Annotated in this window: 10 protein-coding genes; 4 read left to right on the top strand and 6 right to left on the bottom strand. The window is 62.7% G+C overall.

Going from position 1 to position 12,965, the window contains the following annotated elements; genetic code table 11:
* The first annotated feature begins 106 nt into the window (after nucleotides 1-106).
* Nucleotides 107-1,873 carry a thiol reductant ABC exporter subunit CydD gene (gene cydD, locus ACQY1K_RS18020; RefSeq protein WP_430260027.1) on the top strand — a complete coding sequence of 589 codons (1,767 nt, stop codon included), beginning with the start codon at nucleotides 107-109 and terminating at the stop codon, nucleotides 1,871-1,873.
* Nucleotides 1,870-3,531, top strand: coding sequence for a thiol reductant ABC exporter subunit CydC (cydC, locus tag ACQY1K_RS18015; protein WP_430260025.1), 1,662 nt, complete (start codon nucleotides 1,870-1,872; stop codon nucleotides 3,529-3,531). The genes cydD and cydC overlap by 4 nt, the downstream gene beginning before the upstream one ends.
* Here the strand turns inward: cydC and ACQY1K_RS18010 are convergent.
* The 6 genes from ACQY1K_RS18010 to ACQY1K_RS17985 all read right to left on the bottom strand — a co-directional run bounded on the left by ACQY1K_RS18010 (nucleotide 3,525) and on the right by ACQY1K_RS17985 (nucleotide 10,201).
* The gene (locus tag ACQY1K_RS18010) at nucleotides 3,525-4,184 is read right to left on the bottom strand and encodes a helix-turn-helix domain-containing protein (RefSeq protein ID WP_082471789.1); all 660 of its coding nucleotides are present in this window, start codon (nucleotides 4,182-4,184) and stop codon (nucleotides 3,525-3,527) included. The two genes, cydC and ACQY1K_RS18010, sit on opposite strands and share 7 nt — an antisense overlap.
* Nucleotides 4,185-4,498: 314 nt before the next feature.
* On the bottom strand, nucleotides 4,499-5,668 hold the full coding sequence (pobA, locus tag ACQY1K_RS18005; protein WP_430260023.1) for a 4-hydroxybenzoate 3-monooxygenase: 1,170 nt from the start codon (nucleotides 5,666-5,668) through the stop codon (nucleotides 4,499-4,501).
* A 200-nt stretch (nucleotides 5,669-5,868) separates the two neighbouring features.
* Nucleotides 5,869-6,480 carry an NIPSNAP family protein gene (locus ACQY1K_RS18000; RefSeq protein WP_174197614.1) on the bottom strand — a complete coding sequence of 204 codons (612 nt, stop codon included), beginning with the start codon at nucleotides 6,478-6,480 and terminating at the stop codon, nucleotides 5,869-5,871.
* Nucleotides 6,477-8,219: an FAD-dependent oxidoreductase gene (locus tag ACQY1K_RS17995; RefSeq protein WP_430260021.1), complete on the bottom strand. Its 1,743-nt coding sequence runs from the start codon at nucleotides 8,217-8,219 to the stop codon at nucleotides 6,477-6,479. Before ACQY1K_RS17995 ends, ACQY1K_RS18000 begins: the two co-directional genes overlap by 4 nt.
* Before the next feature lie 51 nt (nucleotides 8,220-8,270).
* Nucleotides 8,271-9,107: an IclR family transcriptional regulator gene (locus ACQY1K_RS17990; RefSeq protein WP_192087254.1), complete on the bottom strand. Its 837-nt coding sequence runs from the start codon at nucleotides 9,105-9,107 to the stop codon at nucleotides 8,271-8,273.
* The gene (locus ACQY1K_RS17985) at nucleotides 9,104-10,201 is read right to left on the bottom strand and encodes a Gfo/Idh/MocA family protein (RefSeq protein WP_430260019.1); all 1,098 of its coding nucleotides are present in this window, start codon (nucleotides 10,199-10,201) and stop codon (nucleotides 9,104-9,106) included. Before ACQY1K_RS17985 ends, ACQY1K_RS17990 begins: the two co-directional genes overlap by 4 nt.
* Before the next feature lie 139 nt (nucleotides 10,202-10,340).
* Here ACQY1K_RS17985 and ACQY1K_RS17980 point away from each other — a divergent pair, with 139 nt between their 5' ends.
* Entirely contained in the window at nucleotides 10,341-12,071 is a 1,731-nt protein-coding gene (locus ACQY1K_RS17980) for an FAD-dependent oxidoreductase (RefSeq protein WP_430260017.1), read from the top strand.
* Nucleotides 12,068-12,955 carry an NAD-dependent epimerase/dehydratase family protein gene (locus ACQY1K_RS17975; protein WP_430260015.1) on the top strand — a complete coding sequence of 296 codons (888 nt, stop codon included), beginning with the start codon at nucleotides 12,068-12,070 and terminating at the stop codon, nucleotides 12,953-12,955. The genes ACQY1K_RS17980 and ACQY1K_RS17975 overlap by 4 nt, the downstream gene beginning before the upstream one ends.
* The last annotated feature ends 10 nt before the right edge of the window (nucleotides 12,956-12,965 follow it).

The raw sequence follows: 12,965 nt of genomic DNA, 5'->3' as shown, positions 1-12,965 counted from the left end.
AGCGGCATAATCCACCGCACGGGCCCCGTGCATTGATTGCAATCAATGAGCCCTCCTGCATGCCGGATTAGATAGTCCCACGACGATCAGGGCAGTGCGGAAACCGATGACCACAATCACAGACGAGCAGGAAATGGGTGAAGATGGCGGCGACCGGAAAGCGCTTTCCGCCCTGCGCCGGCACGGCGGCATCGCCCTCGGCATCGCGGTCGCACTCCCATTAATCTCCGGCCTGCTGCTGATCGGGCAGGTGCTCCTAATGTCGCAGGTGCTCGGCCGGGCGATCGAGGATGGCGTTCCCTTAGGCCAGCTCTCGCCGCAGATTTTCGGTTTCGCTTCTCTCCTTGTCCTGCGCGTATACCTAAGCTTTGCTGCCGAGTGGGCGGGATCGGTCGCTGCCGAGAAGATCAAGCGAACGGTGCGCGACAGCCTGACCACGCGGCTGCTTGCCCCTGGTCCGGACTGGAGACAAGACCGGTCGTCCGGCGCGCTTGCCAGCACGGTCGTCGATCAGGTCGAGGCTCTCGAGGGATTCTTTTCGCGGTTCCTGCCCGCAACCATCCAGGCCGCGCTGCTCCCTATCATCTTTGCCGCGGCCGTCATGCCGTTCGACTGGGTGGTCGGGTTGCTGTTTCTGTTCACTGCGCCGTTGATCCCGCTGTTCATGGCACTGGTCGGCTTCGGGGCACAGGCCGCAAGCGATGCACAGGCCAATGCGCTGTCGCGGCTGTCGGAGTATTTCGCCGACCGTCTCGGCGGTCTCCTCACGCTGAAGCTGTTCGGACGAATGGAGATCGAGGCTGGAGCCATGCACGAGGCGACAGACCAGCTTCGCCGGCGGACGCTGCGCGTGCTGCGCATCGCGTTCCTGTCATCGGCAGTGCTCGAATTTTTCGCAGCGCTTGGCGTTGCCGGCGTCGCACTTTACGTCGGCCTCAGCTATCTCGGCATGGTCGACCTGCCGGGTACGCAGTTGTCGCTCCAATCCGGGCTCTTCTGTCTGCTGCTGGCTCCGGAAGTTTATCTTCCGCTTAGATCGCTCGCCGCACATTACCACGACCGCGCCCATGCCAAGGGGGCGGTCGCAGAGATCGTGCGGCAATTCGGCGAGCTTCCCATGCCCGTGGCTGTGATCATCCCTCCGGCACCGGTGCGGCTTGTCTCCTCCGCGGTCCCGATCCTCGCCACCAATTTCAGCATCAAAACGCCGGACGGTTGCTCCATTCTGCTCACATCGAGCAGACTTTCCATCCCGGCTGGCCAGCATATCGCCCTCGTCGGCCGCAGTGGCATCGGCAAGTCGACGCTGCTGAATGTGCTGGCAAGGCTTGCGCGCACTGAAGGAACAATCGAGTTCGGCAATCGCCGGCTCGACGACATTAATGAGCGCGAGCTCCGCCGGATGCTGACCTTCGTCAGCCAGCGGCCGCATCTCTTTCATGGCACGATTGCCGACAATATCCGCTTCGCTGATCCCGGTGCCAGTGACGAAAAGGTACGCAGCGCGGCCGATCTGGCCCTGGTCACCGCGTTCAGCGATGGCCTTCCGGATGGACTTGCAACCCGCATCGGAGAAGGTGGTCTCGGCCTGTCCGGCGGCGAGGCTCATCGCGTCGGCCTGGCCCGCCTCTATCTCACGGATCCGTCCATCATCCTGCTTGACGAGCCGACCGCGCATCTCGATCCCGAGACGGAAGCGACCGTGCTCGATCGCCTCCAGGGGTTCGCCCAAGGGCGGACGATGATCATTGCCACGCATTCGATGACGGTCGCTTCCCGCATGGACGCGACAATGCGGTTCGAGAACGGACATCTCTTGCCAATGAGGCCGACCCTGTCTGTCGTTTCCTCTGGTCGGGAGTTTGCCGCATGAGAGCGCTCCTGTCTTTCCACCCGCTGTTTCGGCGCCATCTGGCAGGCTTCGCCATTGCCCTGGGCCTTTCGCTTGCGACACTTCTCGCGGGCGTTGCTCTGCTGGGCATTTCCGGCTGGTTCCTGACCGCGGCATTCCTGACCACCGCTACCATGAGCTTTAACCTATTCGGCCCATCGGCTGCCGTCCGCGGCCTGTCGATGCTGCGTATTCTGTCGCGCTACGGCGAAAAGCTCGTCGGTCACGACACGACGCTTCGAGTGCTGGCCGACATCAGAGAATGGCTGTTCAGACGCCTCGGTCCCGGCGTGCACCAAGCCAGCCAGACGCTCCGCAAGGGCGATGCGGTTTCACGGCTAACGGCAGACGTGGATGCGCTCGACAGTGTGTTCATCGTTGCAGCCGGTCCGCTCGTGACGGGTGTACTCACAGCAACGGCAGTGACCGTTTTCCTGTCCGTCATGCTGCCGGCAGCTGCAGTCCTATATGCGGTCTTCATGGCGACAGCTCTGTTTGTCGTTCCGATTCTGCTTTCAAGCGGAACGCGCCGGCTGGGCGCCCGGGTCATAGACCTCTCGACCGAACTGCGTGTGGCGGCGTTCGACATGGTCGACGGCCACGCCGATCTGATTGCATTCGGTGCTGCCGATCGGATGCGGGCACGCTCCGATGCAATCGCTGCAGATCTTTCAAGGACGAGGCTGCGTCTCGCCCGTGCCTCGGCATCGGCGTCAGCAGCAATCGCCGTCCTGGGAGGACTTGCAGTCGTCTGCACATTGCTGACCGGGCTGACGGCTCTGGAACGTGGCCTGATCAGCGGCCCTATTCTCGTCGGCCTTCTTCTCGCCTCGCTCGGGAGCTTCGAGGCAACGGCGGCCGTCACCCGTCAGGTCGCAAAGTTCGGTAGCGCGATCGCTGCGGCGGAGCGACTGAGGAGACTGGCGGAGACACCACCTGTTGTCGTCGATACGCTCCACCCGGCAGCCCTTCCCGCCGGGGGAAGTATCTCAATCGAAGGCCTGACCTTCGGCTACGATCCGCGGCGGCCTGTCCTACGGAACCTCGATCTGACGGTGGACGCCGGAAGCAGCGTCGCCATCATGGGGGAAAGCGGCGCCGGAAAATCCACACTCGGCGCCCTTCTCCTGCGCCTCGCTGATCCCATCGCGGGAGCCGTGCGCGTTGCGGGTACGGATATCCGCGACATCGCGCAGTCCGATCTCCACGCCAGGATCGCCCTGCTCGAACAGAACGCGCCGGTCTTCATCGGCACGATCGGTGACAATCTGAGGATCGGCTGCAACGGAGCGAGCGATGACGAATGCTGGTTCGCTCTCGGCAAGGCGCGTCTCGCCGACTTTGTGCGCAGTCTGCCTGCCGGTCTGGAAACGCCGGTCGGAGAAGCCGGTCATACACTCTCCGTCGGACAGGCACGGCGGCTTTGCCTCGCCCGAACACTTCTGTCCAAGGCGGAGATCCTCGTTCTCGATGAGCCGACCAGCGGTCTCGACCGGGAAACCGAACTCTCGTTCTTCAGTGATCTCAGGAACGCGACGGTGGGACGAACCGTCCTCCTCATCAGCCATGCGCACTTGCCGTTCGGGATCGTTGACCGCATCCTCCATCTGACGGACGGACGTCTGCGCGAAGATCAGTGAACGTTGATGCCTGCAACGGCCTCCAACGCAGACATGTCGATCAGTTCGACGGTTTGCGGATCGGGCAGCCGGATCATGCCCGTATTGCGCAGCTTGGTGAAGGAGCGGCTGACGGTTTCGATCGTCAGCCCAAGATAGTCCGCTATGTCGGTCCGCGACATTGGCAGGGACAGAGGATTGGCGGAAAGTTTATGCTCCGCAGCCCTTGCCGACAGCGCCAGAAGAAAGCTCGCAAGCTTTTCGACCGGCGCCAGGCGCCCGAGAATCATCTGATTGTCACGGGCCTGGCGAAGCGCCGAGCGGGTAAAGGAATGCAGCCGGTCCTTCAGCTTGGGGTAGCGTTCCATCAGCGCATGCATTTCGCGCGTCGAGAACGAACAGAGCTGGACTGAACCAATCGCTTCCGCCGTGGAGGAATGGACGTCCTCATCCGCCAGGCCAAGATAGTCGCCCGGCAGCAGAAAGCCGGTGATCTGGCGGCGTCCATCGGGGAGCGCGATCGATAGTCGCAACATGCCTGCAGTAAGGCTGTAGGTCCGATGCAAAGGGTCGCCTTCGCTCACAAGCATCTCGTTGGGAGCAAGATGCCGAGAGGTCATGATCTTGTCGAGTTCGGAAAGTTCCTCGTCAGCCAACGCAGCACAAACAGCCATTGTGCGCACATCGCAGTTGGCGCAAGCGCTGCACGCTTTCCGCCGATGTACCGATTTCTGAGTGGTGAAAGGACTGTCGTGCGTATCTACCAATCGATCGTTCTCGTCTGCTGTCACTTCAACATAAAATATTCAGTGGGACACACAACCGATATTGCGGATGCCGACGATCAGGAACGCCCAACCATCCTGCCAAGTGTATGACGCACGTCGACGAATACAACATATTATCACGTTTGCGATGAGCAATGATCGCGATCGGCGTGTATGGCGGCCGCTCCGCAGCTTCGGCCTACAACTCTTTCCGACGGAGCCTAATAGGGCATGCCGACATAGTTTTCGGCGAGTGCTGCTGCCGCAGCCTTCGAGCCTACGAGGTAATTGAGTTCCGCTTCCTGGATTTTCCGGTCGAACTCGCCGGCTTCGGGAAAGCGGTGCATCATCGTCGTCATCGACCAGGAGAAGCGCACGGCGCCCCATACGCGCTTGAGGGCTCGCATCGAATAGGCGTCGATTGCCGCGGCTGATTTCTCTAAGAAATACTCTTGCAGACCTTCGAACAGGTAGAACACGTCACTGGTTGCAAGGTTCAGCCCCTTGGCGCCGGTCGGGGGCACGATATGGGCGGCATCGCCGACCAGGAACAGGCGGCCGATCCGCATCGGCTCGGCAACGAAGGACCGCAACGGCGCGATCGATTTTTCGAATGAGGGGCCGACGACCATGCTTTCCGCATGCTCCGCCGGCAACCGCCGACGCAGTTCGTCGTAGAAGCGCTCATCCGACCAATCCTCGATCTTCTCGTCCAGTCCGCACTGGATATAGTAGCGGCTGCGGCTGGCCGAGCGCATCGAACACAGTGCGAAACCGCGGCTGTGATTGGCGTAGATCAGTTCGTGGCTGACCGGCGGCACATCCGCCAGGATCCCGAGCCAGCCGAACGGATAGACCCGTTCGAACGTCGTGAGACTGTGCTCCGGCACCGATTTACGGCTGATGCCGTGGTAACCGTCGCAGCCGGCGATGAAATCGCAGTCGATCCGGTGGCTGACGCCCTCTCTTTCGAATGTCACGTACGGGTTCGTTCCATCGAAGTCATGCGGCGCTACGTTTTCGGCACTATAGATCGTGGTTGCGCCGGAGGCTTCGCGCTGATCCATCAGGTCGCGGGTGACTTCGGTCTGGCCGTAAACCAGCACGCGTTTTCCTGTTAGCCCGAACAGGTCTATGCGGTGGTCGCGGCCGTCGAAGGCAAGCGAGAACCCGTCATGTGGGAGGCCGTCCCTGTGCATCCTGTCCGCCGCACCGGCACGCTCCATCATGCTGACCATGCCTTCCTCCAGCACACCCGCCCGCACCCGGCCAAGGATGTAGTCCTTGCTCACCCTGTCGAGAATGACGTTTTCGATACCGGCATTGGTCAGCAGTTGGCCAAGCAAGAGACCCGAAGGGCCAGAACCGATGATGGCGACTTGGGTGCGCATGAAATCCTCCGTAGATCTTGGGGTCTCTTTAAGCGCACCCGCAGGCGTTTGAACAATGGACTATACGGCCAATCTATAGGACTGATGCCGGTCCGCCTTCACGCAGAAAAGCAACGCTCGCCGGACACGGAGAGCGGCAGGATGACGTCCAGACGTCTCGTACCAGGCCGTCGCGATGATGGCCTGCCCGATCGGTGCCTTCACTTCAGCGGCGAGAAGGGTAGCGGCATGGCGATCTGGCTGGTCATTTCAGGTGTCAGCCAGTCGGGACCGCCCTTCGGTGGCCACTTGCCGTCGGCGACCGATTTTCCGCGGGCGTCGGTGCGGGCGGCAAGGCTGGCATAGGGCCAGATCTGGGTGAGCCGCGGCCTGCCGTCGAGCCCATACATGGCAACGGTGAGCTTCGAATAGGCCTCGCGCCCGGGCACCGCATCGGCCCATTTTTCCGCGGTCGGCGTGATGCCGTTGATCCGGGTGTGATAGGTGCGGAACTCATAGATCGGACCGAACGTGCCGGCCTTGATGGGGGCCAGGAATTCCAGCGCGCGGTAGCTTTCCATGCTGAGCGAAACCAGTTGCTCGACGCAGCCGAAGGGGTTGTCGCTACGCAACGCCCGCTCGCGCTCGCCGTAGAGACTATCGAGACTGTCGAAGGCGCGCAGCAGGAAGATACGGTTCAGCGAGCCGATATCGGTGCCCCAGGCTCCGCAGAGGCGCCCCTCGCCTGCGGCAACCCAGGCTTCGATCCCAGGCGTTGCCTTGCCAGCGCCAAAGATCACCGTGTCGAGCGTCGCAAGTTCATAAAGGCTCATTCCATTTCCTCCTGTGAAATTGTCTCGGATACCGTGACGGGCTGGCCGGACAGAACCCGACCGGCGATGTATCCGAACGTCATGCCCGGACCGAGTGTGATGCCGCCGGACGGGTAATTGCCGCCCATGATCGACGTCATGTCGTTGCCGACAGCAAACAGACCGGGGATTGCCTCGCCGCCCGCGTCCAGAACCCGCGCCTGCGGATCGGTGCGAAGGCCAGCGAAGCTTCCGAGCGATCCGGGCACGATCTTCACCGCGTAAAACGGCCCATGGGCAAGCGGGGCAAGCGATGGATTGGGCGCGTGGTCGGCATCGCCCTGGACCCGGTTGTAGGCGGACCGGCCGCGCCCGAATTCGGGGTCTTCGCCACGCTCAGCATATCGATTGAAAGTCGCGACCGTGTCTGTGAGAGCTACTTCGGGAATGCCGCAGACCGCGGCAAGCTCGGCCAGCGTTCGACCTCTCTTGAGGTAACCGGAACGGATCGCCGGGCCGAGAGGAAAGGGAAACGGCTTTGCCCATCCAAGGCCCCAGCGGCGTTGTCCCCTGTGATCGGCAATCAGCCAGGCAACAGGCGGGCTTGCCTGCGGCGTCGCATCGAGCAGCGCCTTGGTAAAGTCGTGATAACTGTCCGCCTCGTTGACGAACCGTCTGCCCGACGCGTTGACGGCGATGATGCCGGGTTTGGCGCGTTCGATCAGATGCGGGAAATGGGCAACGCTGCCATCCGGCCGTGTCACCAGCGACACCGGCGCCAACGCCATGGCCGATGCGAGATCTGCGGAAACGGTGGCGCCGACGGTTTCCCCCAGCCGTAATCCGTCGCCCGTATTGCTGCGGGGTGCTGCCGAAAAATGTCCCTCGCCGCCGCCGGCCGATCCGGCCAGCGCAGTCAGACGGTCGCGGTCATGCGGAAAACCACCGGTCGCCAGCACGACGCCGCGCGCCGCATGAACGATCGTATCGGCACCTTCATTGCCCAGCCGCGCGCCGACGACCCGATCGCCATTCCGCAACAGCTCTTTTGCCGGCGCCTGTTCCATCATCGACACGCCGAGATCGAGCGCCGAGCGCAGCAGACGGGCAACAAGAGCATTGCCGTTGACGAGATGCATGCCGCGGCGGTGCAATGCAAGATCGCGAAAATGCCGGACGAGCCGGCCCGCTGCGTAGAGCCCCGAACGCGGCTTGCGGGTTGCCTTGAAGAAATGTCCGATGTCGGCACCGCTTGCGAGCCCCATGCCCCAGAGGCTGGCGACGTCGAGCGGCCGGCGAAGCTTGTCGATCCATGGCCCGAGCCGCCGCCCGTCATACGGAGCTGCCGTCACCGACCGGCCACCCTTCAGAGCACCGGGCGTGTCGTGGAAATCCGGCACGCGATTGCCGTCCACCCAGCGGACCTCCGTATGATCTTGGAAGAAGGAAACCATTTCCGGACCATTGTCCAGGAAGGCCGCGACGCGCGGATCACCGTAACGGTTGCCGAGTTCGCTGCGCAGGTATCCGCGGGGCCCCTCCGGTGGTTCGTCTATTCCGGCGGCCCGCGCCAGAGGATTGCGGGGTATCCAGAGCCAGCCGCCCGACCAGGCTGATGTGCCGCCGAAAACAGAAGCCTTTTCAGCGACGATGACCTTGCAGCCGTAGTGCGCTGCCGTCACCGCCGCCGCGAGCCCGGCAGCGCCGGAACCGATGACGAGAACATCACAGGTCATGGTAATCACAGATTGCCGTTCCATCCATCCCCGCCTTACGTACATGCCCGGACAAGACAGTGGAACGGCGCGTTGCTACGCGGTCTTTCGTTCCATTCCGCTGGCCGGCTCAACCGCCTTCACGACTGCCTGAAAATATTGCGATCCCGAGGCTGCCTCGCCAAGTTCGATGGCCGCGGCCTGGAGCCGGGGTGCGAGCACCGCCATCCGCTCCGCGGTCATCCGCACGGCCGGGCCGGCGATCGAGAGACATCCGAGCACCTGACCATGGCCGTGATACCGGACCGGAACGGCCATCGCCGCCATGCCGGCGATATAGCTATCCACCGCCGTCGCGTAACCGAGCGCGCGGGCCTGAGCCAGTTGTTCCAACAGCAGCGTAAGGCTGCGCGGGGCGTTCGGTCCCGTGCCTTCCGCCTGTCGCAAAAGCCCTTGGCCGGAGACAAGCGACAGCGCCTCTTCATCACTCATCGACGAAAGCCACGCCTTACCCCCGGCGGAACTCGCCAGATGCACGACCACGCCCTGTTCCTGGCCCGGATCGTAACGGAGGCCACGTGTTGCCCCCTGCGCCACCGCCACCCAGGTCAGACGGTCGCCATCGATGACGGAAAGCCGGATCAACTCGCCGGAATGCGCCGCCAGTTCGTCGAGCACCGGCTGCGCCACATCCGTAATGCCGGCACGGCCGAGAAACCCGACGCCCATGGCCGGCAGCTTGATGGTCAGGGCGTAATCGCCCTGCGCCTGCGCCTGGCGCACATAACCTAGCCGCGCGAGCTCCTGCAAAGTCCGGTGTACGCCGCTTGCCGGCTGATCGATTTCGCTGGCGATCGCCGACACGGTGAGGCCGGCCGGATGATTGACCAGCAGTTCGATGATGGCGAGGGATTTTCCGAGAACGCTGCTCATGGACCCATTCCGTTGTTGAACACTGTTCCACTAAGGCTTTCGAGCGGTGAAAGGTCAACTGTGACGGACTGTCCGGTATCGGCTGCCGCGCGGATCGCATCGAGCACGATCAGGTTGGCCGTCGCGTCCCGTACTGACACGATCGGCGTGCCTGACCCGTCGATCAGATCGGCAAAATGGGAAAGCTGGCGCTCGTAGGGGTCGGCCTGGATGACATCGAGTACTGTCGGCCGCAACTTCTCAGTCCAGTCCGGCTCGCCCCTCGGTTCCCAGAGCGTCAGATCGGGCAGCGAGAGGCCAGCTTTGCTGCCGGCATAATGGTGGGCGGTTACCGGATGAGCCGGAAAGCGTGCCGGATTTTCCGCCGCTGTCAGGTCCCAGGCCCAGGGGCCGACCGCGGTATCGGATATGCACAGGGTCGCGATCCCGCCATCGACGAAGGAGAGACTGACCGCCGCCGTATCCTCGACGGCAAAACCGCGGCGCGCATGGCTGGCGATCGCCTGGACCTGCGCAATCTCGCCGAAGAAATGCCGCAGCAGATCGATTTCGTGGACCATGTTGATCAGCAACGGCCCGCCGGCGCCCGGAGTTCTGCGCCACGCGGCCTCGAAGTATCCGGCCGGCTTGGCAAGCGAACAGGTCACGGTCGCCATCACCAGATCACCGATCCGGCCGGCATGGATCGCCGCATGGGCTGCGCGGATGATCGGGTTATGGCGGCGGTGGTGACCGATCAGAAGCGGCAGACCGGTCTCGTCGGCAATCGCGATCAGCCTCAGCGCCGAAGCCATGCTTTCGGCGACCGGCTTTTCCAGAAGCACAGGAATACCGGCCCGCAACAAAGCTTCGGATACGGGGAGATGCGTCTCGTTCGGAGTGGCGACGATCGCCGCGCGAGCGAGACTCGAATCGATCAGGGCCTCGGAGGACGGTAGGTAGGGAATGCCAAGCGAGGCAGCGAGAACAGAACCCGCCGGCATCGGGTCGACGATCGCCGTCAGGCGAAAACGCGGCATTCCAGCCAGCGTATCGATATGCGTGCGGCCGATGGCACCGGCTCCAATTACCGCAGTGTCGACTACACGTCCCATCCAAACCCTCCCCGATTGAATGTGAGGTATCAGACGAATAACAAAAATGGAACTAGTTTTTATTCTTGAATGTGATTCCATAATTTGTGATGGTGGCCACAGAAGACTGGTCTGTCTCGTCTTTTGGGAGGATTGCCACATGCAACATGCACTGACGAAAGTCGGGTCAGATTACGATGTCGTCGTACTGGGAGCTGGCGCAGGCGGCATGTCGGCCGCCATCTTTGCCGCGATGGAAGGCGCACGTGTCCTTTTGGTCGAGCGCACCGAATATCTCGGCGGCACGACCTCCTATTCCGCCGCGACCACGTGGATCCCGCTTACCCGTCACGCGCAGGCCATGGGTGCCGACGACAGTCGCGATAAGGTTTCAGGCTTTCTCGATCGCGCTGTCGGAAACCACAGCTCCAAATCCGTGCGCGATGCGTTTGTTGCAGCCGGGACAGGTGTGGTCGATGCGCTGGAAGACAAAACGGACGTCAAATTCCGTGCGCGCCCTTTTCACCCCGACTATCTTTACGAGCTCGAGGGCGCCACGTCCTTCGGGCGGGCGCTCGAACCTTTGCCGTTCAATGCATCGGCGCTCGGGAAAGACCTGCATCTCATCCGTCCGCCCATCCCGGAATTTACCATTCTCGGCGGCCTCATGGTGGACCGTGACGACATCGCCCATCTGATGAAAATTGGCAAATCGGCGAAGTCGACCGCTTACTCGGCTCGACTGATCGGACATTACTACCTGGACAAGATCCGCCATGGCCGCGGAACGCGGCTGGTGATGGGCAATGCTCTCATCGGCAGGATGCTGCTTGCCGCGCGAAAGCTTGGGGTCACCATCCTCACCGAAACCGAGGCATTGGCGTTCACGACCGGGCCTCACGGCGTAACAGGCGTGACACTCCGTCAGAAGGATACCGAACGGCAGATTCACGTCACGGGCGGGTTGATCCTCGCCTCCGGCGGCTTTGCCCGTCACCCGACCATGCGTGCAGACAAGTTGCCGCAACCACTGCCCGAATTCAGCCCGTCGGCGCCTGGTCATACGGGCACGCTGCATGATCTCGCCTTTACCGCGGGCGCCTATCACGGCGACACGGCGGCGCAGCCGTGCTTCTGGGCGCCGGTCTCGCATCGCAAGCGCGCCGATGGCTCGATGGCGGTTTTTCCGCATTTCGTCTTCGACCGTTCCAAACCCGGCATCATCTCGGTTGGCCGCGACGGTCGTCGCTTTGTCAACGAAAGCACCAGCTACCACCTGTTCGTGTCGGCCATGTATGCGGCGAACAAGGACGGCAGCCATGTGCCCACCTATCTGATTGCCGACGCTGCGGCGCTGAAGAAATACGGCATGGGGATGATCCGGCCCGGTGGTGCGAACATTGCCCCCTATCTTGCCGATGGCTACCTGACCGAGGCTGCGACGCTCGACGAACTCGGCAGAAAGCTCGGCATCGACGCTGCCGGCCTGAACGACAGCGTGGCCAGAATGAACGCCTATGCAAGGACCGGCACGGACGCCGACTTCGCCCGCGGCACCACCGTCTACGAAAAGGCCAATGGCGATCCGACGCATGGGCCCAATCCGACACTCGGGCCGCTCGAGACGGCTCCCTATTATGCCGTCAAACTCTGGCCTGGCGATATCGGCTCGGCCATAGGCCTGGTCGGCGACGAAAATGCCCAGCTTCTGCGGCGCGACGGATCGGCGATCTCAGGCCTTTACGCCTGCGGCAACGATTTGCAGTCGATCATGGGCGGGGTCTATCCCGGCCCAGGCATCACTGTTGGCCCGGCGATCGTGTTCGGGGCCATCGCCGCCCGTCATGCAGCCCGCCGCGCCGTCGCTGCTCGCAAGGGAGAGGCTGCATGAGCCTCGTCCTTGTGACCGGCGGAACCGGCTTCGTCGGCCTGCGAACCGTCAGGGCATTGCAGGCGGCCGGGCACCGGGTCCGGATCTTCGACCTGGCTCCCAAGCCGGAACGACTATCCGTCATGGATGGCGTCGACATCGTCTCGGGCGACATCACCGATGCCGCCGCGGTGGCGAAAGCTGCCGATGGATGCAACGGAATTGTCCATCTCGTCGGCCTGATGACGGTTGATTGTGCCCGCAGCCCGGCGCTCGGCACGCGCGTCAATCTTCTAGGCAGCATCAACGTGTTCGAGGCGGCAAAGGCAAAGCGCCTACCGATTGCCTATCTGAGTTCGGCCGGCGTGTTCGGACTCGACGATGCCGTCAATCCAAGGCCGATGACGGTCTATGGGGCGACAAAGCTTGCGGTCGAAGGCATGGCGCGGGCCTATCTGCTCGACCACGGCATCCCGAGCCTCGGCCTTCGCCCCTACATCGTCTACGGCCCCGGCGAAAGCGCTGGCATCGCGGCTGGTCCGTCGATCGCGCTTGGAGCAGCCGTGCGCCGCGAACCGGCCGAAATCCATTTTTCCGGCCGCGTCGGCTTCGTCTACGTGGACGACGTGGCACAGATGTTATCGACCGCGATGACAGTGCCGCTGGAAGGAGCGACCGTTCTGACCATGGCCGGAGATACGGTGGAGATGACCGATTTTGTCGCCGAACTCAGTCACCAGTCCGGCTGGAACGAGATCCGGATCAGCGGACCGCCCTTGCGTATTCCCGCCGATTTGGCGTCGGACCCGGTGCCGCACATCCTCGGCAATCAGCCTGTCACGACTGTCGGCAACGGCATCGCCCGGGCCTTGGCCGAACTGAAGGAGACCGCCGGTGTTGAATAGTCCAACGTTT

The organism is Neorhizobium sp. IRS_2294 (assembly GCF_050500145.1).
Taxonomy (GTDB): Bacteria; Pseudomonadota; Alphaproteobacteria; order Rhizobiales; family Rhizobiaceae; genus Neorhizobium; species Neorhizobium soli.
This window is presented reverse-complemented; position numbering and strand designations above follow the sequence as displayed.